Consider the following 26290-nt stretch of genomic DNA (forward strand, 5'->3'; position numbering starts at 1 on the left):
GCTCTAAGCAACTACAATAGAGCTCTGTTTTATCTTACTTTCTCAGTTATAACAAGGCTTTAAGAAAAAAGTTGAGTTTAAAAATAAATAGCCATGTTAGGCTTTACTCAACCTAACATGGCTTCAGCTATTATTGAAGGGTCCGCTTAGCAATCCGATAGAGCAATTCCACAGCATACGATAGAACTTCTTCTTCAATATCAAATTTAGGATTATGGTGTGGTGCCGGAAGATTCGATCCGATAATCATGTAGGTTCCTTTTCCACCACACTCCTGGACACGCTTAATCATAAAACTTGCGTCCTCACTTCCGAGCCCGTTATCCGATCCGGCTTTAACAGATGTAAAGCCATCCACTTGTTTTGCCTCATCCACTGCTAAAGCAACTAATTCTGGATCGCAGTGAATAGGAATGGCTCCACCAACAATCTCAATCTCATAGTCTAGTTCATGCATGGCCGCACTATTCGCAATAATCGTTCTGACTCTTTGTTCCAAGCTCTCATTGATTTCTTCTTTGCTGGAACGTGTTTCAATAATCATTTTTGCATAATCCGGAATAATATTAGCGGCCTTCCCTCCTTCAAGTAAGCCGACATTCACACGGGTAACCCCATTGCTATAGCGCGGTATAGCGTGAATGTTCAACAAGGCAGTTGCAGCCCCTAACAAGGCATTGCGCCCTTTTTCCGGATCCCCTCCTGCATGAGATGAAACGCCATGAAAATGAGCAACCATTTTCGTAGTAGCCAAGAACCCGGATGCACTGCCACAAAACTCCCCTGTTGGAACATCCGTACCGAGATGTTGGCAAAAAAGGTAATCTACATCGTCCAAAATCCCCTTCTGGACGACTGCATACGCTCCGCGAACTCCCTCTTCAGCCGGTTGAAAAATCAACTTAGCGGTTCCCGCAAAGTTTCGGTCCGAAAGTTTTTCAGCAAGCCCCAGACCAATCGCAGTATGACCATCATGCCCGCACGCATGCATATTGCCATCATAAATCGAACGAAATCCATTTGCTTGTGGGAAATGTTCATCATCCTTGCTTTCCAAGATTGGTAAAGCATCCATGTCAAAACGGAAAGCAACCGTTGGGCCCGGCTCTTTTCCCGGAAGAATGCCGACCACCGCCGTGAAGCCGCCTTTCATGGCACGGACGATCTCGGGATTTGCCCCATCGCACAATGCTCTTTGATAAGCTTCTTCTAATACCTCTTCCGATGGGACTCCTCTCCGGGAATCACCATCGATGGCATCTTTACCGTAACGAACTTCATATCCAAGGGAGGTAAGGATTTCAACAACCCTCGATGCGGTCCGAAATTCGCAAAACCCCACTTCTGGGTGGATATGGAAATCACGTCTTAGTTCTTTAACGTCCAAAACTCAACAACTCCTATGTTACAATTTAGGATATACTCCCGGACCAATCGGCAAACCAAGCACGTACCAAACAACAACCAGCAAAATCCAAACAACATAAATGGAAACTACATAAGGTGTTATTAACGAATAATAGGTTCCGAGCTTGGCATCACTCTTATATTCTTTTAAATACCCTAAAAATAACGGGACAAAAGGTGATACGATCGAGACCGCAATAATCGATGAATCGGCTACCCTGAAAATCATTTGGCTGAAGGCAGGATGGTATCCAAGAATCATCATCATCGGGATAAATACCGGAGCCAATATCGACCAAATCGCCGATCCACTGGCAATAAACAGGCAAAGAAATGAAGATAAAAAGATTAAGCCAACAAATACAGGGATACCACTAAGATGTAAATTTTCTAAGATATCTGTGATTCCCAAGGCGATAAATTTCCCCATATTACTATAGTTAAACATGGCAACAAACTGTGCTAAAGGGAACACCATTACAATAAATCCGGCCAAACGTTTAATCGGATCTGTTAATAGTTTTGGAATATCATTCTGCTCTTTAATAGCCCCTACTTTAATGCCATAGGTTAAGGATACCGTCAAAAAGAATAACAAGATAATTGGAATAATTCCCGAGATAAATGGAGATGGCATCACACTGTCCGTTACCGGATCACGCAGCAGCGCGCCATGTGGTGCAACGGCTAGAACGACTACAGCAATAAAAATAAGGGCGGCAATCCCGGTAGCTTTTAATGCTTTATTTTGCTGTTTTGTCACCTGTTCCATTCTTACTTGACTATTTCCTTCATATTTTCCTAATCGCGGTTCGACAAACTTATCCGTTATAAATCCAGCTAGTAATGTTAACATCACGACAGATGCAGTCATAAAAAACCAGTTATCTAATACACTGACGGAAACATTAGGGTCAATCCCTTTTGAAACCTCTGTACTAATTCCGGACAAGAGAACATCTGTTGTAACAATGAGAAAATTCGCGGTAAAACCAGATGCAACCCCAGCAATCGTCGCTAATAAGCCGGCAATTGGGTGTCTTCCTACGGCAAGGAAAATCAATGCTCCAAGCGGCGGCATGATCACAAGGGCGGCATCAGACGAAATGTGACTGCAGATGGCAATAAATACAACAAGATAACTTGCATACTTACCTGAAACGTGTAAGGCCATTTTTCGGATAATCGTATCCAATAACCCTACTTTCTCAGCTAAACCAATTCCCAGCATCAGGGTAATAATCGAGCCTAACGGCGTAAACCCGGAGAAATTTTTGATGATGTTCGGCAATAACCATTGAATCCCTTCCTTACTTAACAGGTTATTAATCACAACCGGTTCCTTCTTGATGGGATCTACGACTGAAACGTGCAGCGAAGATAAAATCGCACTGATTACCATTAAAAAACCAATTAAATAGATAAACAATAAAAACGGATCAGGAAGTTTATTTCCGACTTTCTCTATAAAACTAAATAAACCAGGTTTTTGTTCTTCATGGAGTTCTGGTTTTAACTGCTTCGCATGATTGCCCATTCTTTTGCCCCCTCATGATTTGTTTCTTGTAGAACAAATTTACCAGCAGCATGAACAAATAACCTTACACCGTTTTCCAGAGCATCTTCATCTAAAATCAAACGCGGATGGTGCAGTGGGTAATTTGTACCTTTATTAACATTTCCTGCTCCTACCAAAATAAAACTAGCCGGAACCTCATGGGAATAGGCTGAGAAATCCTCGCCTCCCATCATTGGCGAAACAGGCTGAACGGCTTCTTTACCAAAAGATTCTGAAACCGTATCTTCCATTATTTTTGTAATACGCTCATCATTAAGGACCGATTTATATCCATATCGATAATCAAATTCATACTGAGCACTATGGGCCTCTGCCACCCCTTTAATGACTCTTTCCATCCAGCCTCGTACATGACCATGTAACTCAGGGTTAAAAATACGGACTGTTCCACCTAGAGAAACAGTATCAGGAATGACATTATAGGCATCTCCGCCATGAAACTTGGTAACCGAAATCACTAATTGATCCATAGGGGCCGTATTTCTTGAGACGATATGCTGCAAATTAGTAATAATTTGTGAACCTACGGCAATCGGATCAATCGTCTTGTGCGGTTCGGAACCATGTCCGCCCCTTCCTTGAATTTTAATATCAAACCGATCGGAATAAGCAGTGGCAGGACCGTATGTGAATCCCATCTTTCCCACAGGGATATGGGGCATAAGGTGGACACCAATGATTTGGTCAACCCCTTCCAAGACGCCAGCCTGGATCATTTCCTTCGCTCCACCCGGGTGCACCTCTTCTGCATGCTGAAAAAGAAAGCGAATCTCCCCCTGAATAGAATCCTTCAAGCGGTTCAGAATTTTGGCTGCACCTAAAAGCATGGCGGTATGTCCATCATGACCACATGCATGCATGACTCCTGGAATCCTCGAAGCAAAGTCGAGATTCGTTTCTTCTGTGATTGGAAGCGCATCCATATCCGCCCTAAATGCAAGGACTTGTCCGGGCTGACTGCCAATCAAGCGGGCCATTACACTTGTTTTCGTGGGCCGGGACACCTCCAGATTTTCAAATGAGCACAATAGGTCATAAACAAATTGTGACGTTTTTTCTTCATGATAGGATAGTTCGGGATACTGATGCAGATGTCTGCGCCATTGAATGACTTCATCCTTTACGGAATTCACCCATTTGTTTACCATTTTCCCATTCATGAAAACACCCCCCCAAGATTCGTTATTAACTTTAATTTGCGAACAACAAACGAACTGTTCGTTAAAATTATTATAAACTTATAAATTTTCTTTTTCAACATAATTTTTAGACTCTTTCGAACAAATAAAAAACACTCAACAAATTGTTGAGTGTTACATCATCAATGTAAAAATTTTCCTAGGTCTTCCCCGGTTTGAATACTGCTCTTCCCCATGATATTCAGCCAACCCTACTTCACATAGATTAGACAGGATTCGTTGAGCATAGCGCGGTGTCATGGAAAGATTTGTAGCTAGATCCTGAGCAGTAAAACTAATCCAACCCATTCGTTGAACGATCGCACCAATTTTATTAAAAGTTTTAATACTGATATTTACCTTATTTAGCTTTTCTAATAAATCCTTGTCATTGGAACGGTAATCGTAGGTGAGTTCCTCCATTTTACCAAATGATTCAATGATGACCCCATCCTCCTGGATGGCAACAATACCCCTATTCGGATTTTCCTTGGAGTTCAGAACAGCCCTGCGTGCATTAAGTTCTGCTGAATAGGCGGTCTCTCCAAAGCCAATCCCAACGGCAATGGGAATGTTTAAATCCAAAGCCAATTTCTCAACCATTTCCCTCAATGAATCTATTTCCCTTTCAATCGCTCCGCGGGAGCTAAAAATTTGATATCGTCCGTTACCATGGTCCAAAAGGGAACCATCGATATTTTCACTGAATACGATTAATTCCTTTTTAATATCGAGTTCAAGGTGCTGCAATTGATATCGTGTCGTTGCCCTTTCAACAATTCGGTCAAATTGTTCTAATTCAATAATCTCAACGCCAATTTGAGTTTCCTTAAAATAAGAACCTTTCACCATCTCAACCACCATGGACATGGCATTCCTTATTTCCATTTTTGTCATATAAATCCGGTAAACTGGGACTCCTTCCTTCTGTAATGCTTGGTAAACCGAATGTAAGCAGGTAAAGGCGGCCTTTGTTTTTCCCTTTCTCCATAACTGAAGATGGAAATCGGTTATCGCTTTGGGATCATATTCTTCATTAAACGTTTTTAAGTGGATATCCTCGTTGGTAATGCCAAGCTCATAAAGACTATCCAGAAGGTTTACTTTTTCAGTGTCAAGCATATCAATCGATACGTTTTTTGTAACCAGTTCATGATCAAAAAACAGTTGCAACAAACATTTATAGAGATTTAAACCCGTTGGCGGGCAATACCCCATATTCGAATCAGGTTCCAAAACACTCTTTGCAATCATATAAGGAATCGGTCCGGAAAAAAACCAGCCATTAACCAAGGAACCATTCCTTTCAATAATCCCCTTGACCTCTTCCCGTGGATCCTCATACACAAATGGGACAAACTCAATCTCAGACTCAAACTCGCTCGCAACCTCAAGAATCCGGTTTACAGACGGCCCCGGTCCAACCACACCAATTCTTTGCATTTTATCATAATCTCCTTAACGGGTACCTGGTACTACTTGTGGATAAATGTCCTATAATGTCTATAAGACTCTTATCCATTATAGTAAATCATTCCGCCCTTTGGTACAATCATGGTAACCAAACCAACACAAGAAAATTTAAGGGTTTATTTGATGGAGCCTTATTTGCGATCCAGTTACTTGCCACTGTATTACTTGCAAAGATTCCAAATGCAAAGAAAAACAAACCACTGAATACCAACCAAAGAACATTTGTCGTAGTAAGTATTGCTCCTAATGCCATTACGAGTAAGCCAATACGATATAAGGAAATATCAAAAATTGTTCGATTAATCTCCCAAAAACAAGTGAACCAGATTTGGAACAAAAAGCCGCGAGAACCGTCCCCTTGATCCCCTTTAAGGAGGTCGTGAATATCCCTCATCTTGAAAGCAGCCGCCACATTGACCAAACCCTCTTAGTCATGTCTTCTTCATTTATACTTTATCGCTTTAAACTTTAGCCGAGTGAGGTCTGACCCCCAAAATGTGAATTAGGTCCCCTTATAAATAGGATTTAAGGCGATATGGAGTTTCTCTGAAAGAAATAATTTCAATCTCTGTACAATAAAAATGTAAGCTATGATCTTCAGAGTCTACTACTTCATAGATCTTATTTTCCCAACCTCGATCCCTTATATCATAAATCTCAATGGACAATTGATGAATGGTACCCAAACTTTCAAAATCGATATGATTAGGGTTATAAAAGCGAAAGCAGGCATGATATTGTTTTTCTTGATCCTTAACCATAAAATCGATGTCCAGAAAACAAGTGCCTTTAAAACTCCCATTTAGATAGTTCAAATAGAAGCGATCGATGAATTCTATATTTTGTAAGGAAAAATCTTTAATTTGATCCGTTATAAGGCTAATATTTTTTATCAATTTGAATCACTCCATTCCTTGATAAATCTTAATGGTTATGAAGATGGACTTATCCTTCACCTGCTTTACCACCATGCTTTTTTTTCATAAAAAGCACACAAATTTTTTTAATTGATTATAAGTTAGAATTTATTGATTTTCAATAAATTTTTTCCTTTATTTAATACTTTATTATCGAATTAACAAATCCATTCAATAATTTGCAAAATAAAAAAGCACTCCTCATTACAGGAAATGCTCTATAATTTTTAACTATTCAATTTGTATTTCGCTGAGTGGGGGGTCAGACCCACTACCTGAACCGCCCCTTGGTTAGCTTTGTGAATCGCTTTCTTTTTTAATCAATCGTTTGATTAAAATTGTCATAAAACTTTTTTTATAAAAAAGAATGAATTAAAAATAGAACTCCAAAAGCAATACCAGACCGCAAATGCCATTTCCGGTCCATCCTCTTATATCGAAATAGTCCCGATATAGGAACTGGAAGCAGGACTACCAGGGAAATCAATCCACTTATATTATTAAAATCAAATTTGAAACCGTGCATAAAGACAGCTACCGTATGCACGACAATAAAAGCGATGGCGATAATCGCTGCTGGAGTATGCCATTTTCGGGCAAAACGTAGTAAGGTGGATAACCATTTTTTTACCTTAACTTGACTTTTTAATTGACGAAGCTTCATAACACGAAGAAGCACATAATAAGCAAGTACAAAAAATACGGCAATTCTTGCATTAGAGCCAAAATCTTTAAATGTATGCTCAAACTCCCTGCTATGCAGGGTGGTTAATGAAAGTTGTAATAGTCCCTTAATCTCCCAAAGCATGATCAAAGCAGCGATCAGAATCGCCACGATTACCCATATACGTTCCTTTTTAGGAATCCATCCTTGTTTTTGGACCTTGATTTCCCGTGTACTCATTGGTATGTCCTCCTATAAATGAGAGAAGTGTATGCATTAAAAAAACCGCTTAAAGTTAAAATAACCCTCAATTTTATTTAAATACAATCTAGCACAATAAATGAATACATTTTCTAAATTAATGAATTTTTAATTATAAATTAATTTTTAAAAATTAACGTTTCCAATTTTATTTGCAGGTTTTTTACAAAGCGAACGTAAATACTATAAAAAACTTTTTCTTTTTAGGAGTGTTAGATTAGTTCACTGGGGGTGAAAGAATGGATCAACACCTGCATCACGTAGAAGAACATTTTTCTGGGTCTGACTTCATTCGGGATATTGTAATTGGTATGTCAGACGGATTAACCGTACCGTTTGCATTAGCTGCTGGTTTGTCGGGTGCTGTGGATACAACAACATTGATTCTCACAGCAGGAGGGGCTGAAATTGCAGCAGGGTCCATTGCAATGGGACTCGGCGGCTACTTGGCGGGAAAAACAGATGCGGAACATTACGAGTCTGAACTTGCTCGTGAACAGCGCGAAATAATAGAACTTCCGGAACGCGAAGAAGAGGAAGTATCTGAAATTTTCAGGGAATATGGACTTGAAGAAGAACAAATCAAATCGATTACAGAAACCATGAAAAAGAACCCTGAAAAATGGGTGGATTTTATGATGAAATTCGAATTAGGGTTGGAAAAACCGGAGCCGACAAGGGCGAGGAACAGTGCGATTACGATTGCCGTTTCTTATATTGTCGGAGGATTAATCCCTCTGTTCCCTTATTTTATCTTCAAGCATCCTGCAACAGCATTAATGGTATCTGCAATCGTTACACTGATCGCATTGATGATTTTTGGATACGTAAAAGGAAGGTTTACGGGAACTTCACCTTTTAAGAGTGCTGTTCAAACGACGATTACGGGAGGACTTGCAGCAGGAGTTGCGTTTGGTTTAGCGAGAATTCTCTCTTGAAAGTTTTCCTTGAGTAATCCAGCCAAAAAGTGTTGATATCCAGTGAAAAAGTGTCGATATCCTAAAAAACTGCCCCTTCCCCCTGTATAATCATGCCAAAAAGCTTTATGGAGGGTCATGGAAATCATATTTAAAATACAAATAAGGGCCTGACCACCGTGCAGCTACTCCACTAGTGGTCTGACCCCAGATTAATCAAGTATTATTGAGCTAAATTTGGATCAACTTTTTTGATTCTAATATTCATCATTTTATATGCGATAAATAATATCACAGTCCAGATTGGAGCCACATAGAGCGCCACTCTAGTAAAAGGAAGAAACGCCATAATAATGATAATGGAAATCATAAAGGCGATGGCAAAATAACTGGAGTACGGCCAAAACGGCATTTTATAAGAAAGTGCATCAACTTCACCATTTGCGATCATGATTTTTCTGAATTTCAATTGGCTAAACAGAATGGCGAGCCAGTTAGAAACAAGTCCAACTACAACAATCGTCGAAAAGACACTAAAGGCACTTGCAGGCATAATGTAGTTCATTAAAACACCACTCAACTGAGAAGCAATGACAATAAAGAGACTGATAAAGGGGACTTTACTTTTATTAAGTTTACTTATAAAATGAGGTGCCTTACCTTGTAAAGATAAACTATACAGTACACGAGTCGCAGAATAAATACCACTATTCAGAGCAGAAACCGCTGCTGATAAGATTACTAAGTTCATAATAGATGCCGCTCCAGGAATGCCCATTTTTGCAAAAACAGTTACAAATGGACTTCCATTCTGACCGATTGTCTCCCAATCAAAGAGCGAAACCATAATGGTGATTGCTCCAACATAAAAGATGAGAATTCTCCAAAATACACCATTGATGGCCTGTGGGATTGTTTTTTTCACATCCCCGGTTTCTGCAGCTGCGATACCAACTATTTCTACGCCGCCAAATGCGAAAGCTACTAATACTAGCGACAAGATCCAGCCATTCATCCCCATTGGGAAAAGACCGCCATTATGGGTTAGGTTACCAAATCCAACCGCTTCCCCACCATTACCGATTCCAAACAAAATCATCGCTCCACCAATGATAATCATCCCTATGATGGCAGCCACTTTAATAAATGAAAGCCAGAACTCAATCTCACCATATGCCTTTACGGTCAAGACGTTAATGAAAATTACCAAGCAAAGAACAAATAGGGCTGAAACCCAGACTGGAAAATCTGGAAGCCAGAACTGAATATAATGTCCGATTGCGGCATATTCCGCAGCACCCCCGGCTGCCATCGTTAATAAAGCCGTCCATCCCAAATAAAATCCTGCAAAAGGTGAAATATACTTACTCGCGTAAGTAACATATGATCCAGATACTGGTTCTTTTACTGCCATCTCCCCTAAAGCCCTCATAATTAAATAGATCGCTAAGCCAACGGCTAGATAAGCTAGTATGATCGATGGACCAGCTGAATGGATTGCTCCTGCAGCACCATAAAAGAGACCAACTCCAATTGCCCCACCAATTGCAATCATTTGAATATGACGATTTTTCAAACTACGACTTAAGCCTTCCGTATCAGGGTTATGACGAGAATTCTTAGCAACCATTGTATTCCTCCTTATAATCTTTTTTAATCGATTCATGTCCTAAATGTTCACCTATATTTTTTTGAAAATTGAAAATATTTATTAGAGACTAATTTCTATAGATAAGATTTTTTTGAAATGCTTACTTATATTTTTTCAGCAGGTAGGTTTTGCACGTACAAATCAACCTCTAATGTTATTACTCAATGAACTCTTTAATTTTTGAGCTATTTACATGAATGTCCTCAAATTCTCTTGCGATTCTTTCAAATGCTTCCTTTATGACCGGTCTCGGAGATGGGAGGCAGATCCTCTGATACCTTAATCCTTCTTCTCCAAACAAACTTCCATCCTCTAGTAAAACATTCGCTTTGTTATAAATTCGATCATGGACTTCTTCAGGTGATAAGCCATAAGCACTAAAGTCCATCCACATCACATACGTTCCTTCAGGAATTCTCACTTTTACTTGAGGCATTCGTTCAGCCAAGAAATGGACGACCCATTCCATTGTACCATCAATATATTCTTTCAATTGCTCTAACCAATCTTCACCCTCATGATAGACAGCGATTAATGCGGCGATCGTGAATGGCGATGGCAATTGCATTCCCATTGTTTCACTAAATGTTTTTCTAAGCTCTGAATTTGGTATGATTACATTTGTACAGTGAAGGCCTGCTGTATTAAATGTTTTGTTGATGGCTGTACAAATGATAAGATGTTCATGATTGTCAACCGCCTTAGCGATCGGAATAAACGTTTGACCACGTCTAATTAAGTCTCCATGTATTTCATCTGCAATGATAAGGACATTATTTTTTGCACAAATATCGGATAATCTTTGAAGCTCATCTCTAGTAAAAATTCTTCCGGTTGGATTATGGGGATTACAAAGAATGAACATTTTTGTGTTTTCATCCTTTGCTTTTGCTTCAAAATCCTTAAAATCTATCGAATAATAACCTTCTTCATCACATGTAAGTGGATTATTTATCACAAGTCTTTGGTTATTTTCTATTGCGGCTGTAAAGGGCGGATAAACAGGTCGTTGAATCATGATCCCGTCACCTGGATTTGTAAATGCTTTTACTACAATATTTAAAGCATGGACGGTGCCTGGACTGTATACGACTTCCTCCTTCTTAATCTCCCAATCATGTCTCACACGAAACCAATGTTGAATAGCCGAATAATACTCATTGGGAAATACGGAATAACCAAATATCTTATGATTTACCGTTTTATGTAATGCGTCAATCAATGGCTGTGGCACAGGTAAATCCATATCTGCTGTAAAGAGTGGTATAGTGCCCTCATCATATCTTTCCGTATAGCCTATTTCTTTTATTAAATCCTCCCCATCCCATTTTAATGAATACGTATTCCTACGATTGACACTTTCATCAAAATTGTATTTCATCCTAACACTCCTTCCATTTGTTAAAACAATAGGACTAAAACTCTTACATATCATCCAACAAAAACAGTTTAGCACCTAAACAGTTTTTCCGTCAATAAGAATTTAGAATATTTAAAAAATATTATTTGCGCTATGTTAAATACCAAATTTATACAGTAATCATCGAGTGAAAGTGCAACTGAATATGGTATAATTTTGGTAACCGACTAATAGAAAGATTAAAGGTGAAGCAAAATGACGAGAGAAGAAGTATTTTCTGAACTAATGGAATCCCTTTACGAAGTTTCTCGTAATACTAGTTTATATGAGAGCATACCTAGGAAATACGGTTCGGATGATGAACTATATATGGTGGAAGCACATACCATTAATTTAATCGGGGAAAAATTAAAAACAAATACCTCAGAACTTAGCAAACTTACGAATAAAACTAAGGGTGCCATATCTCAAATGGTCGATAAACTTGTAAAAAAGGACTTAGTATTAAAATATAAAAACCCAACGAATAGTCGAGAGGTCATTATAGAATTATCAGATAAAGGGAAACAAGTTTATCAATATCACAAAGAATTAGATAAACAAGAATATATGAAAATTTTAAATCGCCTTGATCAATTTTCAACAGAAGACTTTATAAAGTTTATAAAAATTTCCACGATCATAAGCGATATTACTAAGGCCTCGCTTAAAAACAAATAAGATCAAAAATAACATGAAGGTCCGACTAGCTCCAATCCGCTATCGGGCCTGTTCGCGCGCAAAACCTCCTATTGTCCTCTAAAGGAACCGTCCCCATGGTCTTCAACAAAGGCCATATTTCTACAAACTTGATCGCTTTCGACAAATTCTATTCCCTATCAACCTTTTGATTAAACACAGTGTAAGCCCTTATGATTTTTTCTAACAGATTAATAAAAAAGTTGTCGAAGGTTAGACATGCAATTTCCGACAAAACTTCGTCAGGGCCTCCCCCTTCAAGCTCCTAACCCCACAAAGAAACTGTCGAATTCCCTCAAACTCTTTTTACCAAAAGTTAGTTTACCCTGTCCCTTTTTGCCCATTTTCTATATATAACTAGTGATTCAATAAACGAAACGAACCATAATATCATGTCATACATTCGAATGGGAGGAAAAAGAAATGAGTAATGTCTTTATGAAAGATAATCAGATGATGGTGTGCCCATCATTAGCCAAATTGATTGGTCTTAACGAAGCAATCGTACTGGAGCAAGTACATTATTGGGTCAATAAAAGTACCGATCTCATTGAGGAAAGAAAATGGATTTACAATACCTATAACGATTGGCAGGAACAGTTATCATTTTGGTCGTTAAGTACAATCAAGCGGATATTTCACTCTCTGGAGGATCATGGTCTGATTCTTTCAGGAAACTGGAATCAGAGCAAAATGGATAAAACTAAGTGGTACACGATTGATTATGAACGGTTAGAAACATTGAAATTAGCCTCTGGAATCTCAAAGAAGGAGGAGGATCATAAGGCGTAATTGCACTGATGCCCAGGAGGAAAGTATAGACTTGGAAAAGTTTATACTTTTCTCCTAGCTGAGTGGGAGTCTTCCCCCGAACTTTTCTCCATAAATTCTTCGCCACAAATCTGTCATAAAGTCCACCTAACCACCATGTCCTTTTCCCTCCTTTCTCTTTATATAAAGGTTGAAAGGGTGGTGCAATAAAATGAATTTAAAATCAGGCCAAATTCAACAATTCGCGGAGTATTCTCAATTTAAGAATCTAAAAGAGTTTAACAACCATATGGAAATGTGGTTAATCGAGCATAAGCAAGAATTTACGAAGGGAGAATTGGTAGGGTTAAAGCGGCTGGTTCGTTTTTCAGCCAAAATCCCTGGTGTCTGCAATGCGAAAATCGGCACCATGTTAAAGGCCATCCACGAAGAATACCATGACCATGGCATTTCCCGCTCAACCTTTAAGCGAATGATCCAAAAATCCATCAAACTCGGCATCCTGACCGTCATTGAAACCGAAAGAAAAAACGGTTCCCAGTCGAGTAACTTATACCTATTTAATCGTTTTCCACAAAATGAACCACCTAAACAACAAGAGTTGAACCACCCTAATAAAACTAGTAATCTTTCTGAAACTAAAAAACAAGAGATAAATAAACGTAAGGAAGAACCGTTCAATTTGGATCATACTTTTACAAACGATCGAGTTCCAAAGCCATTTGTCCAATTTATAAAATACTTTTTCAATGAAGCAAAAACCATCGAGGAATTCTGGAGAATGACCCAAATTGCAGCGTATCGCGGTAACCGGGAAAAAGAGAAGGACTGCGTCTTAGAAGTCGCCATCAAATCATTTAAGCAGCTCATTAGCAAACTGAAATCCAGTCAAAAAATCAAAAAACCGATCGCCTACTTCTACGGGATTTTGGAAAAGAAATTTGATGAGCTCTATTATGCGGAAATATATAACATGTGGATTAGCCAACCAAATGGTTAAAACCAACACCTTTCTTTACGAATCGACAGCTGCCGACGCTTATTTTTTCAATCAAACGTTTGATTAAAACCGGGACAAAGCCTTTTGGAAAACGAACATGGTCTAGTTTCCGTGGAAATAATTTGTCGATTATTTCGTTTCACTTTTCCCGATTAATCTCCCAAACGATCAAAAAATGACAGAATAGCACAAACGGTGACTAGCTTTTACAAATAGGCAATCCAATCAAACGTTTAATTAGATCATGAGAAAACATTGTAAAACGGGGATTTCTTCCTCCACTTTAGTAAAAAGATTGTCGAAAATTCCTAGTTAGGGAAATCAAATCATGCGATTCTCCTAACTGTCTTATCCCAGAAAGAATCAGACAGAATACGATGGTATCCACTTGTATAACATTACCCAGAGTCAATTTCCAACCCAATGACATTTCTGTTGTGTTTACACTAATGTTATGTTAATTTTATATAATTTTGAGGCGCTTACAATAGCTAAAATCAAAGATTGCAAATAAGTATGTACAAGCATTTTTTTATCATCTGAATATACTGGAATGATTTTAGAATATGGGGGTGAAACCATGGAAAAACCTTGGTTCAACGATTCTTGTATTAGTGAACAGGAAGTTCGTTTAAGTAATGCTATGCGTTTAGTTTGGGAACAACACGTATATTGGACAAGAATGACGATCAATAGCATAGCCTTTAATTTACCTGATTTAGACGCTGTAACCGCACGCCTTCTCCGAAACGCTACAGATATGGGTAATTTACTAGAGCCTTTCTATGGAAGTAGAATTGCCGAAAAGTTCAGCAACTTAATCAGGGAACACCTAGTTATTGCTGCTGAAATTGTTAAGGCTGCAAAAGCAGGCAATCAAAGAGCTGTAGCAGACGCAGAGAGACGTTGGTACGCAAATGGAGCAGAAATTTCCAAATTCCTAAGTAAAATAAATCCTTTTATATCAGAAAAAGAATTCAGAGAAATGTTTTTTGAGCATCTAGCACTTACAATCCAAGAAGCGGTATTTATTCTTCAAAAGAATTTTAAAGCTAGTATCGCCGTGTTTGATAAAATTGAGGCGGAAGCTTTAGAAATGGCAGACACCATAACGGTTGCAATTATAAGACAATTCCCTAGAAGATTTTAAAAATAAGGGGACACTTAGCCTAAAAATAGCCAATTCAAGTGATATAAATCTTGAATTGGCTATTACTCAAGTATATTGAGAACATTGAATCTGTCTTTTAACCTAGTGGTTCTTCTCCAAATCTTTCCCATAGAACAGGAAATAGATTTTCCAAATCGTCTTCTTCCCAATCAAATTCTATGTCAGTTACATATTGCAATCCCTTCTTGTCAAGAGCTTTCAAAAACTCATTATGTATTTCATCATCCCATTCAACATCACCCGTCTTTATAAGCGAAAAGGCATCTAACCCAACCGAAAGCAATTCTTCATTTTGAGGAAAGCCTTCATCATCAAGGTTATCTTCATTTATAAATTCTGCTAAAAATTCAGGATCCTTCATTACCTTGTTATATATTTCTTCCCCCTGTCCAATCAGCCATCCTCTAAAATAGTCAAAAGCATCATCTGAACAGCCGCCCATCAGAACAAATGCCGCTCCCCATAAACGAGATTGATAACTAGCGTTCATTAATTCTTGAAATAAAAATTCAAAGTCTAATACTTCTTCTAATCCCTTTTGAGCTAATTCCTCTATTAACCATTCCGCTTGATCAAATTCTCTGGACTTTTCAATTAATCTCCAAAATTCCATCTTTTCCAATATATACACCCTTTTCTTAATTATTTATGAGAGTTATTCAATTTTATCGAACAGGATTCCTTTAAAAATAGATTTTTTTATAAAAAAAGCTCCTTTTTCAAAAGAATCGACCTCTCATATAAAAAATTTCCAAATCCCACATTCTATTTTGAATTTTTAACCGCATCGCTAATGAAATAGGCCTTATTTCATTAAAAACCCTAAGTTTAAAAAGCTCTAACACGATAGGTATTATTTATTTCAAAACATCGCTTAGTGACAAGGGGAATAATGATGTATGCTTATAAAAGATTATTACGTTTAAATACAAACTCCGAATATACAAAAAATATAAATTATATTTTTCTAACTAAAAATCGAGAGGAGAATACTATGGCTGAAACAAGAGCAATAAAAAAATCTTCCTCAAAAAAGAAGAAACAGAAAACGGCTTTTCTTGAAGAAATAAATATTTTCCAATTACTTAAGGTGATCTTCCTTATTTTTTTATCCCTGTTAATTGTCTATCTCTATTATTTACACACTAAAGGAACACTTATTTCCAATATGGCCGTACTATGGAAATCGCATAAGAAAGTTATAATGATTATTTTCGGGTTTGCATTCTATAGTTTGGGTGTTTTTTATTTAGGTTATAGGAAAGGAAGAAAAAGGTAAAAGAAGGTCACTAGTGACTTTTTGTAGGAAGGATTGGTTGAAATTGGCTTAATAAAGAAATAAAATGCTGATTAAAGCTTAAATACTTTTGAAAGCTCAAATGATTGGGGAGGAAGATAAAAATGGAAAAGGTAACACCATTTTTAATGTTTCAAGACAGTAACGCAGAAGAAGCAATGAATTTTTACACATCCATCTTTGAGGATTCTCGAATTATAAATATTGTAAGATATGGGGCTAATGAAGCTGGGCCAGAAGGCACCGTAATGCAGGCCACTTTTTCCTTGAAGGGGCAAGAATTTATGTGTATTGACAGTTATGTAAAACATCAATTCTCTTTTACACCCTCTTTCTCAAACTTTGTGACTTGTGATACTGAAGAAGAACTTGACAATCTTTATGAGAAACTTAATGATGGTGGACAAGTACTTATGCCTTTAAACAATTATGGGTTCAGTAAAAGGTTTGGCTGGGTAAATGACCGCTTCGGAGTTTCGTGGCAACTAAATCTTCCTTTGTGAACGTTTTAGAGGAAATGAATAGAACTATATTAGGAAATGGGGTATTACTCTAAAAAGGGTAATGCCTTTTTGATTTGGTATGCCTACTTTTGCTGCGGGTCATCAATTTTATGTTCCATTCCGCGTGGTTTATGTGCCGTTTCCCTGATATATGGGCCAAACACCTATTTTATGGGCCAACTGGCTTTTTTCTAGATTAAAAAACCAGGCGGACGCCTGGCTTAGGTCACTTTTCTTGAATGGGAAACCTGCTTTTCGATGATCTCCGCCTCTTTTTATTACCTTTTTCATTCGTACGCCTGCTTTTCGCTGGGGTTTTATGTTCCATCCCGCGTGGTTTATGTGCCATTTGCCTGATATATGTGCCAAACACCCTTTTTATGGGCCAACCGACTTTTTTCCATTCAAAAAGCCAGGCGGATGCCTGGCTTAGGTCACTTTTCTTGGATGAGAAACATATTTTTCGATGGTTTTAGATGGGGTGCTGGCCCCAAAATTCCGTACATATTAGAACATTTATCTGTGAAAAAAGGAGGCTCTTCCCTCTCAAATAGTCAATAAGAATTCCCGCTTCAATGAAGCAGGGATTCTTTTACTTTACAGTTTTAAACTTTAGCTGAGCGGGGGGCTGACCCCAAGATTGACCCCAAGATTTCGCGATTATAAGACAATTCCCTGGAGGGTTTTAAAAATAAGCGGACACTTAGTCTAAAAATAGCCAATTCAAGTGATATAAATCTTGAATTGGCTATTAATATTTATCTCAAAAAAACTCAGATTAGAAATTGTCCCCCCACTCAATGGGCCATCTTTTGTTCATCAAAAGAATGGATTTTTCTTTTGCCGTACCGGACATTCCCACTTATAATCCCGCCTAATATGATGAATACTCCAATCCACTGATACCAACTTATGGGTTCCGCCAAAACGAACGAAGACAGGGTAACGGCTACTGGAAGTTCGGAAGCAACTAATATGGTACCAAGCCCCGGTCCAATATGAGGCATTCCAATTGAAAATAAAAGCGGTGGAAGAGCAACTCCAAAAAAACCAAGAAATAGCCCATATGGCGCCAAGCCCGTTAAGACAGAATAGTCGAATAGAAATGTTGGTGGATACAATGCAAATACAACAATTAAGGCACCGGTAGTAAGAAGAGCACTTTTTAGCACTGGAGAAGTATCTTTCTCAACTGAACCACTCAGAAAAATGAAAGTGGTATGCATGAAAGCAGCAAGCAATCCCCAGATCGCTCCTTGCAACGAGAGAGCGGCTCCCCCTTGCGAAATAAGATTTGCAGCTAAACCTGAACCAACAAAAAGGATAGCGATAGAAAAAAGCTTATCTTTGGAAGGCCTTTTTCTGTGAAAGATCCACTCAAAAAGGGTACCCATCCAAATAAATTGAAATAAAAAGATGATGGCTAATGAGGCATCCAGTGTTTGTAATGATTGATAATAAAATAAACCTGTTAAGCCAACCGGAATTCCAGATAATAGCAGTTTGAAGATTTGTTTAAATGTTACTTTTCCCTTTTTGGTAAACAGAAAAACAAGCCAAATCAGCAGTGTTCCGAAAAAGAATTGTCCACCTGCTACCTCTGGCGCTGAAAAACCTGCTGAGTAGGCAAGTTTGACAAATGTTGATAATACTCCGTAACAGCTTCCACCTAAAAAAACAATGAATGCATAATGCAAAGGTTTCAAAAGCTTTACCTCCTTTTAAACATAAAAAAGCCACACAATTACCAATAAGGTAATTGTGTGGCGAAAATAGAGTAACTCTAGAAAAATCCACATCCGTAGAAAGGTTTTATTATTTAATTCCATTAAAGTTTATAATCAGCCATGAAACTTGTCAACTGCATTCATTGATAACCTAAACTCCTAATTATCCTATGAACAAGGTAATTAATAAGAATGAAGTAGCTCACATTGATAGGATTACGTTGGGGCAAACTATAATGAAGTTTCGAATAAGCTTACAGTCAACTATCGGTAATTTTCCTTGAATAGGAAACCTATTTTCCGATGACCTCCGCCTCTTTTTATTACCTTTTTTGCTTTTGGCTGCAGTTCATCAATTTTATGTTCCATTCAGCGTGGTTTATGTGCCGTTTCCCTGATATATGTGCCAAACACCCATTTTATGGGCCAAAATAACTTTTTCATTCAAAAAGCCTGGCCAAAGCCTGGATTAGGTCACTTTTCTTGAATCGTAAACCTATTTTTCGATGATCTCCTGGCCTTTAATTTGGGAAAATTTCATCTTTAGAAAATATTGATTTTTTTCAAAATAAATTATATTATTAATTTCGTTGTGAAATTCGACAAAATTCGCTATCATTCTTATTTGCTTATTTTATCGGAATATTTAGTTGATTTTGATTTGAGGAGGAACTATCATATGGATTTGTTCAGAAAAAAATCCATTCAAGATTTAATAAAAGAGTCAGGAAGAAAAGAGGTTTCATTAAAAAAAGAATTAGGCGCCTTTGACTTAACCATGCTCGGGATTGGCGCCATTGTTGGAACCGGAATTTTTGTTCTGACAGGGGTCGCCGCAGCCGAACATGCAGGACCTGCCCTGATCCTTTCCTTTATTATTTCTGGGCTCGTCTGTGTTTTTGCTGCCCTTTGCTATGCAGAATTTGCTTCTACGGTACCCGTATCAGGCAGTGCTTACACCTATAGTTATGCTACTTTTGGCGAAATTATCGCCTGGATGCTGGGCTGGGATTTGATTCTCGAATATGGATTTGCTAGCGCATCTGTTGCCAGCGGATGGTCGGGTTACTTTCAAGGTTTAATCGCCGGATTTGGGATCCACATTCCGAAAGTAATCTCGAGTGCATATGACCCGGCACATGGTACGTATATAGATGTACCGGCAATTTTTATCACTCTGATCGTCGCATTCATGTTAACAAGAGGAGCAAAAGAATCAGCGCGTTTTAATACCATCATGGTAATTATAAAAATAGTGGTTGTTCTCCTATTTCTTGGTGTCGGTGCATGGTATGTGAAACCTGCTAACTGGACTCCTTTTATGCCGTTCGGATTCTCAGGGGTAACAGCTGGAGCTGCAACAGCCTTCTATGCTTATATTGGTTTCGACGCGGTCTCAACAGCAGCAGAAGAAGTAAAAAACCCACAGCGCAATATGCCAATTGGAATTATAGCGTCCCTGATCGTCTGTACGATTCTATATGTTGCGGTATCAGCGGTTTTAACAGGAATTGTTCCCTATCAATTACTGGATGTAAAAAATCCTGTCGCATTCGGACTTAGTTACATTCATCAAGACTGGATTGCTGGTTTCATCTCCCTAGGAGCCATTGCTGGGATTACCACCGTTCTAATCGTAATGGTTTATGGACAAACCCGCTTGTTTTACTCAATTAGCCGAGATGGGCTGCTTCCTAAGGCTTTTTCAAAAATAAATAAAAAAACGAAAACGCCGGTTGTAAATACGTGGATTACCTTTGTCCTCGTTTCTATTTTTTCCGGTTTAATCCCACTTGGTAAGCTAGCTGAATTAACGAATATCGGCACGCTATTTGCGTTCATGTCCGTTTCGATCGGCATTTTGTTTTTACGCAAAAAACAAGGTCCGCCAAAACAAGGTTTCCGCGTTCCGTTTGTACCATGGATTCCGATTCTAGCCTTCCTATCTTGTGGTTATCTAGTCCTTCAACTTCCATCGATTACATGGATTAGTTTCGTCGTATGGCTAGTGATCGGTTTAATTATTTACTTTAGTTATGGGAAAAGACATTCGGTATTGAGCAAAGAATAAACAAGCATAACATGCAAAACACACTTGGTACTTTCCAAGTGTGTTTTATTTTACCTCTTATAGTAAAATCCACGACTTCGAATTTCATGAAGATGTGTAAATGGAGCAGATATGGCAGCAGCATAATAACTTTGCAATTCTTATTGTTACATTTTTTTTATTCCTAGATTTTTTTACAAGCGAAAGTGAATACTATATACTGCTTCTAAGGCTGGGCGAGGAAGGTCGCTGAATTATGGTGCTTTAGGACCAATCAACGCCACCCCAAGAGGATTGCAACTTTCGCAACAGAACAATTTGGCCGAGATGATACGTATCGTGCATCATGATATTGCTGAGTAAACGCTCAATAGAGTACCTGTTAGCTGCATACGGAGCTTTTAACTTTTCATCGTCAAGGTCCGCAATGACCGTTTTTAATTTATTCATGACTTCATTAAGGCGCTGCATTGTCTGGGCCCACCCAATTTCGTCTTCTGGATCACCCGGATTTCCAAAGGTTTCTTCATTGTCTTCTGCCTTATGCGGATTCTCTGTGCCCTTAATTCGATGGATTACGTCTTCATTCCAAAATATCAAGTGATTGACAATCTGCCAAATCGAATTGCTGATTCCCGAACTTGTCCATGCTGCCTCAGCTGCGATGACTCCATGAAGCGCCTGATCCATGGATGCAAACCAATCATTCTCATGGCAGTGCATGTCGAGTTGTTCTAAAAACATTTTGGTTACAACTTGCATACAACCAATCTCCTCACTGTTTAGTGTAATCTTTTAAAGTTAAAAGACAAGAAAAAATCTGAAATCCAAGTGGTCCCTCCCATATTGGACATACCTTTTCTCCAGCTTCTAATTCTCTCCAACATGGCAGGGTAATCCGAAATTTCCGGGTGACGATAACAATAATCCTCAATCAATTTCGAAAAAAGCCATTCATACGCATAAAATAACCTTCATTTTCGACTGTCGGCCATATAACGAAAAAATATTCTCAATGAAATACTCCAATCATTTATTTTGAGAATACAACAAAACCATGATCACTATGACTTATTCGGCTCATCCAGCTTTTATTCCTTCATCATGATAAATATAGTACCCTATAGGGCAGACCTTTAAAAAATAAAATAAAGCGGCCTTTTTATTAGAGCACTGAAAATCCCTTAAATTTTGGTTGTATGTTTAACATGTTCATTTCCTCCAATCAACAGAGTTCTTTTACCCAGGCTAAACCAGGCTAAATAAAAAAAGGTATAACTCTTAAATTAAGGGGATTATACCTTTTTGCTGTATAATTATAGAAATTGCATTTAGCAGAAGGAACACTACTAAATCTATATTTATGATTATCAAGCTGAACAATATCTACGAATTCCCTATTCATTTTCTTCTCCTTAAATTTATAGAAAAATTCTAAAAACAATTGCCTTATAAAGGTATTTTTTTATGATTATTGTTTACATAACCCTTAAATGCGCAAGATAATCATTAATAGTGCAGCGATTACAGCAATCGCACTACTCGTACTGAAAGCCGCCATAGGTCCAAACGTCTGCCATAGATAGCCTGCCATGATACTTGCTGGCAAAGCCGCCAGACCGGTCATAGCATTGAAGGTGCCCATCGCAGTGCCTCTTTGCCCTTCGGGTACAATATCAGCAATATAAGCTTTTTGTATCCCTTCGGTAAAAGCATAGTAAAATCCGTATAAAACAAACAATACCCAAATCCAAGGAACGTTTTTTACTGTGCCAAAACCAAAGTAAATGGCTGCAAAAATAAGCAAGCCGGAAATGAGGACGGGACGACGACCAATTCGATCAGATAACATTCCTATAGGCATCGAAAAGATACTGCTACTCATATTCAATGCGAAAAAGGCTAGTGGAATAAAAGCGGGTAGCATCCCTACATCCTGTGCCCGTAAAGCTAGAAAAGCATCCGAGAAGTTACCGACTGTAAAAAACGTGAAAATCAAAGAAAACCAAATAAAGCGACGATCTAGATTTCTAAAACCTATTTTCGGAAGACTGGCTTGTTTTACATTTTCAACTCGATCCTTTTCTTTCAAAAAAAAGGCGATAAGGATAACCGCCAGAACCCCAGGAATAACGGATAGCCAGAATACAAGACGATAATTACCTGCATAAATGGCTAAAATTGCAAAAGCAGCCAATGGTCCTATTGCTGCACCCAAGGCATCCATAGCACGGCGAAAACCAAACGCTTTTCCACGCTCTTCTTTCGTTGTGGAATCGGCAACGAGCGCATCACGTGGTGTGGTTCTTATTCCTTTACCAAATCGGTCGGAAAAACGAATAATAAGAACCTGACTCCATGAAGCGCTTAACGCAAAAAGCGGTTTTGTCAAATTTGATAAACCATAACCCGTTAACATGAGAAGCTTATGTTTCCCCACGCGATCCGTAATCCATCCGGAAAACAACTTCAAAATACTAGCAGTACTTTCGGCTATTCCTTCAATAACGCCAATTGCCCCTACCTGTACATGTAAAACAGCCGTAAGATATAAAGGTAAAATGGGAACAATCATGTTACTGGATAGGTCTGTAAACAAACTAACTAGCCCTAGTACAAGAATTACCGGATTCATTGTAAACAGTCTCTTTTTATTTGGCTCCGCCGAACTAATCATTTCATCACCTCTATTTTTCTCTTATAGTGTGTATTTTTTAAATATTTTTAATTTCTCAGGAACTTAAGACATATATCAGTTTAAAGCTATTGCTATTAGTAAACTTATGCGAGGAAGGAATGTATGTAAAAATAATTTCCAATTAAAATCTTTTTTGATTTTTAAAATTTTATCAATTTATAAAACTCTATGTTATATACATTTTTAATATTTACTTCTTAAAATTCATTTTGAACTCTTCTTTTCCAAAAATAATAAAAAATTATTACTACGATTACAAAGAACAAAATTACATAAAGACTGTATTTGGATACGTAAAAATCAACTCGATTCCAATTTTCTCCTAATTTTCTTCCTAAAGTGATAAAAGTAAAACTCCATATAAATGCACCGGAATAAGCATAACCAATAAATTTTCTAAAAGGGTAGTTATTTATAGCAGCAATATAAGCTACAAGGTGGCGAACACCAGGGATGAAATAGCCAATTAATAATAGGGGAGGTCCGATTTTAGTGAATAAATTCCTTGTTAAATGGACTTTCTGATCGGTGATGTGAAATTTGGGTCCAATCTTCTTTAACAAGGGCATCCCAAATTTCTTGCCAATATAGTAACTTAGAGAAATTCCGCCTGCTGCTCCTACAAAAGCACTTATTAAAGAAAGTATGTATGTTAATTTACCTTGAAAGACATTATAGCCGACATATGTTAAAAGCACCTCATCAGGTATCGGAAGGCCTACAATACCGCCGATTAACACGAGAATAATACCAAAATAACCAAAATGTTCAATTAGGAAATCAATATGCTGCACAAATTCTTCCCCCCTTAATTTAATAATTTCTTTAGAGTAGAGGCTGCTAAAATAATCAGCAGCCAATTGAATCATTATTCTAAAATTGGTAGAAATAATACTACCTCTGTTCCTTCTCCTTCTTTACTTTTAATGTTAATTTCTCCTTTATGCAGTTTTATAATTCCTTTGGCAATATGCAGTCCTAAACCAGAGCCTCCTGTTTCCCTGCTCCTTGCCTTATCTACGCGGTAAAACCGCTCAAAAATATTATTTATCTCGCCTTCTGGGATGCCGATTCCATAATCTTTTACTCGTATGATGGCATGTTGTTGATTCTTTTCCAGAAACACATCGATTTTGTCCTTACTATATTTCATGGCATTATCTAACAAAATGATGATTACCTGTTTAATCTTCAATTCGTCCGCACAAATCATAATCGGAAATCCATTAGAATGTAATGTAATTTCTCTCCTATAAACATCTTTAAATTGCTTTAAAATATTTTTGCATAAAGATACCAGATCTACTTCCTTAATCTCTAAAACATTTTCTTTCTCTAATGTAGCTAAGTCTAGAAAAGTATCGGTCATTTTTTGTATTCTTGTTGCTTCTGAATGAATGGCTTTGATTGCTTCTTCCGCCAAATCTTTGTTTTCTAATCCACGCCTTCTTAATAAGTTTGCATAGCTCTTAATGACGGTTAAAGGCGTCTTTAATTCATGAGAAGCATCAGATATAAACTGTTTTTGTTTGTCCATATTTATTTGAATCCTATCAATCATACGATTAAAGGTTTTTACTAGGGTTTGGAGCTCATCTTTTGCCTTATTTTGAATGGTGATGGTCTTAGGAACACCACTCTTTTCAATTTCCTCCATCGTTTTTATCATATTGGAAATCGGCCTCATAATCATATTAGCCAACCATCTTCCCCCCAATAAGGACAATAATGCAGCCATTATGGTACAAAATATTAAGATTGCTCTAAGAATTTCTTTTCTTGTTTCTAGCCCTTGTAATCGTTCACCAATTTCCAAACTTCCTTTAAACTGATTACCATTATTAATTGGAATACGTACAACCAATACCTGCTCTTCCCCGTGTTCTTCCGAAATTAGATAAGATTTAGCCTGTTTTATTTTTGTATATTTCCCTTTTATCTTTTTTGAAAGTATCTTATCATTCGTTACTTCATGGACTATTTTATTCCTTGGCTCTATAATTCGAATATAGGAATGTTCCGATAAATAATCTTCAATTTCAGATTGTGATTGCTTTGTATTTATTTCATTTACTATATCCCCAGCCTTTTGAAAAAGCGTATCTTCTTCCATATTTATTGTTGTTTTCATAAATGATATATAGACTACGAAATTAATAAGAATTAATATGCAAAGCATCCAGACAGTCGTTAAAAGATTAATTTTTGTTGTAATCTTCATTCGTTTTCTCCCTTATGGTAAAACCTACTCCCCTGACGGTAGTAATTAATTGATTCGAGAAATCCTCATCAATTTTTTGTCTTAGGTGGCTAATAAAAACATCTATAACGTTGGTTTCACCCTCGAACTCGTATCCCCAAATGTTATTGATAATGTTCTCTCGTGTAACAACTTTATTTTTATTGATTACTAAATACACCAAGAAATCATACTCCTTGGGTGTTAACGTGATTGATTTTCCACCCCTTTTCGCTTCTCTTGTTTCTGTATTTATGATTAAGTCATCAACTTTCAATAAGGACTTCTGCTCTTTGGATTCCTCTTTAGGAAAATTTCGAAGAAAAGCACGAATTCGTGCTAATAATTCTTCAATTTCAAAAGGCTTTGTTACATAGTCATTCGCCCCTTGGTCCAATCCAGCTACTTTATCAAATGTTGTATCTCGAGCGGTTAAAAGTATAACAGGAGTAAATTTATTTTCCCTTCTTAATCTCCTTAATACTTCGATTCCACTTAAACCAGGCAACATTACATCCAATAGGATTAAATCAATTTCTTTTTGAAGGGCAGTTTCTAATCCTGCTTTCCCATCATACTCTACTGTTACTTCATAACCTTCATACTCCAATTCCATCTTTAATACACGAGCAATTTGGGTTTCATCCTCAACTACAAGAATATGTGTTTTCATCTTTAAATCGACCTTT

General features: G+C 37.6%; 24 protein-coding genes. 9 read left to right on the top strand and 15 right to left on the bottom strand.

The features are described 5' to 3' along the window. Nucleotides 1-130 precede the first annotated feature (130 nt). From ACFQZ9_RS11790 to ACFQZ9_RS11805, 4 genes are all read right to left on the bottom strand, one after another. Nucleotides 131-1387 (bottom strand): zinc-binding metallopeptidase family protein, encoded by a 1257-nt coding sequence (locus ACFQZ9_RS11790; protein WP_498943924.1) that lies wholly within the window; start codon nt 1385-1387, stop codon nt 131-133. An 18-nt stretch (nt 1388-1405) separates the two neighbouring features. Continuing rightward, nucleotides 1406-2944 (bottom strand): AbgT family transporter, encoded by a 1539-nt coding sequence (locus tag ACFQZ9_RS11795; protein ID WP_198312498.1) that lies wholly within the window; start codon nt 2942-2944, stop codon nt 1406-1408. After that, nucleotides 2920-4146: a M20 metallopeptidase family protein gene (locus ACFQZ9_RS11800; protein WP_498943925.1), complete on the bottom strand. Its 1227-nt coding sequence runs from the start codon at nt 4144-4146 to the stop codon at nt 2920-2922. Before ACFQZ9_RS11800 ends, ACFQZ9_RS11795 begins: the two co-directional genes overlap by 25 nt. Nucleotides 4147-4299: 153 nt before the next feature. Next, nucleotides 4300-5607 carry a helix-turn-helix domain-containing protein gene (locus tag ACFQZ9_RS11805; protein ID WP_198312497.1) on the bottom strand — a complete coding sequence of 436 codons (1308 nt, stop codon included), beginning with the start codon at nt 5605-5607 and terminating at the stop codon, nt 4300-4302. A gap of 56 nt (nt 5608-5663) precedes the next feature. Between ACFQZ9_RS11805 and ACFQZ9_RS11810 the strand changes: the two genes are divergently transcribed. Then, complete coding sequence (locus ACFQZ9_RS11810) at nt 5664-5999, top strand: hypothetical protein (protein ID WP_498943926.1); 336 nt, start codon at nt 5664-5666, stop codon at nt 5997-5999. A 150-nt stretch (nt 6000-6149) separates the two neighbouring features. Here the strand turns inward: ACFQZ9_RS11810 and ACFQZ9_RS11815 are convergent, their stop codons facing one another. Both ACFQZ9_RS11815 and ACFQZ9_RS11820 read right to left on the bottom strand, forming a co-directional pair. Beyond that, entirely contained in the window at nt 6150-6533 is a 384-nt protein-coding gene (locus tag ACFQZ9_RS11815) for a PIM8 family immunity protein (protein ID WP_498943927.1), read from the bottom strand. A gap of 376 nt (nt 6534-6909) precedes the next feature. Further along, nucleotides 6910-7458, bottom strand: a complete 549-nt coding sequence (locus ACFQZ9_RS11820) for a hypothetical protein (RefSeq protein WP_498943928.1) — start codon at nt 7456-7458, stop codon at nt 6910-6912. Nucleotides 7459-7718: 260 nt separating this feature from the next. Between ACFQZ9_RS11820 and ACFQZ9_RS11825 the strand changes: the two genes are divergently transcribed. Continuing rightward, nucleotides 7719-8417, top strand: a complete 699-nt coding sequence (locus ACFQZ9_RS11825; protein WP_498943929.1) for a VIT1/CCC1 transporter family protein — start codon at nt 7719-7721, stop codon at nt 8415-8417. Nucleotides 8418-8619: 202 nt separating this feature from the next. Here the strand turns inward: ACFQZ9_RS11825 and ACFQZ9_RS11830 are convergent, their stop codons facing one another. Beyond that, on the bottom strand, nt 8620-10026 hold the full coding sequence (locus ACFQZ9_RS11830; protein WP_498943930.1) for an amino acid permease: 1407 nt from the start codon (nt 10024-10026) through the stop codon (nt 8620-8622). 178 nt (nt 10027-10204) lie between these two features. Beyond that, a complete protein-coding gene (locus ACFQZ9_RS11835; RefSeq protein WP_498943931.1) occupies nt 10205-11428 on the bottom strand; it encodes a MalY/PatB family protein in 1224 nt (407 codons plus the stop codon). Nucleotides 11429-11662: 234 nt separating this feature from the next. Here ACFQZ9_RS11835 and ACFQZ9_RS11840 point away from each other — a divergent pair, with 234 nt between their 5' ends. The 4 genes from ACFQZ9_RS11840 to ACFQZ9_RS11855 all read left to right on the top strand — a co-directional run bounded on the left by ACFQZ9_RS11840 (nt 11663) and on the right by ACFQZ9_RS11855 (nt 15066). Further along, the gene (locus ACFQZ9_RS11840; protein WP_498943932.1) at nt 11663-12127 is read left to right on the top strand and encodes a MarR family winged helix-turn-helix transcriptional regulator; all 465 of its coding nucleotides are present in this window, start codon (nt 11663-11665) and stop codon (nt 12125-12127) included. A gap of 441 nt (nt 12128-12568) precedes the next feature. After that, nucleotides 12569-12937, top strand: a complete 369-nt coding sequence (locus ACFQZ9_RS11845; RefSeq protein ID WP_498943933.1) for a hypothetical protein — start codon at nt 12569-12571, stop codon at nt 12935-12937. 190 nt (nt 12938-13127) lie between these two features. Beyond that, nucleotides 13128-13916, top strand: coding sequence for a hypothetical protein (locus ACFQZ9_RS11850; RefSeq protein WP_498943934.1), 789 nt, complete (start codon nt 13128-13130; stop codon nt 13914-13916). Nucleotides 13917-14496: 580 nt separating this feature from the next. Further along, nucleotides 14497-15066, top strand: a complete 570-nt coding sequence (locus ACFQZ9_RS11855; protein ID WP_498943935.1) for an acetylglutamate kinase — start codon at nt 14497-14499, stop codon at nt 15064-15066. A gap of 97 nt (nt 15067-15163) precedes the next feature. Here the strand turns inward: ACFQZ9_RS11855 and ACFQZ9_RS11860 are convergent, their stop codons facing one another. Next, on the bottom strand, nt 15164-15700 hold the full coding sequence (locus ACFQZ9_RS11860) for a DUF4240 domain-containing protein (protein ID WP_498944261.1): 537 nt from the start codon (nt 15698-15700) through the stop codon (nt 15164-15166). A gap of 282 nt (nt 15701-15982) precedes the next feature. Here ACFQZ9_RS11860 and ACFQZ9_RS11865 point away from each other — a divergent pair, with 282 nt between their 5' ends. Together ACFQZ9_RS11865 and ACFQZ9_RS11870 are read left to right on the top strand one after the other, a co-directional pair. Next, a complete protein-coding gene (locus ACFQZ9_RS11865) occupies nt 15983-16366 on the top strand; it encodes a hypothetical protein (protein WP_498943936.1) in 384 nt (127 codons plus the stop codon). 122 nt (nt 16367-16488) lie between these two features. After that, nucleotides 16489-16887: a VOC family protein gene (locus ACFQZ9_RS11870; protein ID WP_498943937.1), complete on the top strand. Its 399-nt coding sequence runs from the start codon at nt 16489-16491 to the stop codon at nt 16885-16887. A 797-nt stretch (nt 16888-17684) separates the two neighbouring features. Here ACFQZ9_RS11870 and ACFQZ9_RS11875 read toward each other — a convergent pair. Further along, a complete protein-coding gene (locus ACFQZ9_RS11875; RefSeq protein ID WP_498943938.1) occupies nt 17685-18593 on the bottom strand; it encodes an EamA family transporter in 909 nt (302 codons plus the stop codon). Between the two features lie 700 nt (nt 18594-19293). Between ACFQZ9_RS11875 and bcaP the strand changes: the two genes are divergently transcribed. After that, nucleotides 19294-20685, top strand: a complete 1392-nt coding sequence (gene bcaP, locus ACFQZ9_RS11880) for an amino acid permease (protein ID WP_498943939.1) — start codon at nt 19294-19296, stop codon at nt 20683-20685. A 243-nt stretch (nt 20686-20928) separates the two neighbouring features. On the opposite strand, the gene ACFQZ9_RS11885 is transcribed toward bcaP, so the two are convergent. The 5 genes from ACFQZ9_RS11885 to ACFQZ9_RS11905 all read right to left on the bottom strand — a co-directional run bounded on the left by ACFQZ9_RS11885 (nt 20929) and on the right by ACFQZ9_RS11905 (nt 26274). Beyond that, nucleotides 20929-21426 (bottom strand): DinB family protein, encoded by a 498-nt coding sequence (locus ACFQZ9_RS11885; RefSeq protein WP_498943940.1) that lies wholly within the window; start codon nt 21424-21426, stop codon nt 20929-20931. 727 nt (nt 21427-22153) lie between these two features. Then, the gene (locus ACFQZ9_RS11890) at nt 22154-23341 is read right to left on the bottom strand and encodes an MFS transporter (RefSeq protein WP_498943941.1); all 1188 of its coding nucleotides are present in this window, start codon (nt 23339-23341) and stop codon (nt 22154-22156) included. Nucleotides 23342-23559: 218 nt separating this feature from the next. Further along, nucleotides 23560-24156, bottom strand: a complete 597-nt coding sequence (locus tag ACFQZ9_RS11895; RefSeq protein WP_498943942.1) for a DedA family protein — start codon at nt 24154-24156, stop codon at nt 23560-23562. Nucleotides 24157-24230: 74 nt separating this feature from the next. Next, nucleotides 24231-25583 (bottom strand): sensor histidine kinase, encoded by a 1353-nt coding sequence (locus ACFQZ9_RS11900; RefSeq protein WP_498943943.1) that lies wholly within the window; start codon nt 25581-25583, stop codon nt 24231-24233. Continuing rightward, nucleotides 25561-26274, bottom strand: a complete 714-nt coding sequence (locus ACFQZ9_RS11905; RefSeq protein ID WP_498943944.1) for a response regulator transcription factor — start codon at nt 26272-26274, stop codon at nt 25561-25563. The genes ACFQZ9_RS11900 and ACFQZ9_RS11905 overlap by 23 nt, the downstream gene beginning before the upstream one ends. Nucleotides 26275-26290: the final 16 nt, after the last annotated feature.

It is taken from the genome of Neobacillus sp. GCM10027624 (assembly GCF_042675345.1).
Taxonomy (GTDB): domain Bacteria; phylum Bacillota; class Bacilli; order Bacillales; family Cytobacillaceae; genus Neobacillus; species Neobacillus cucumis_D.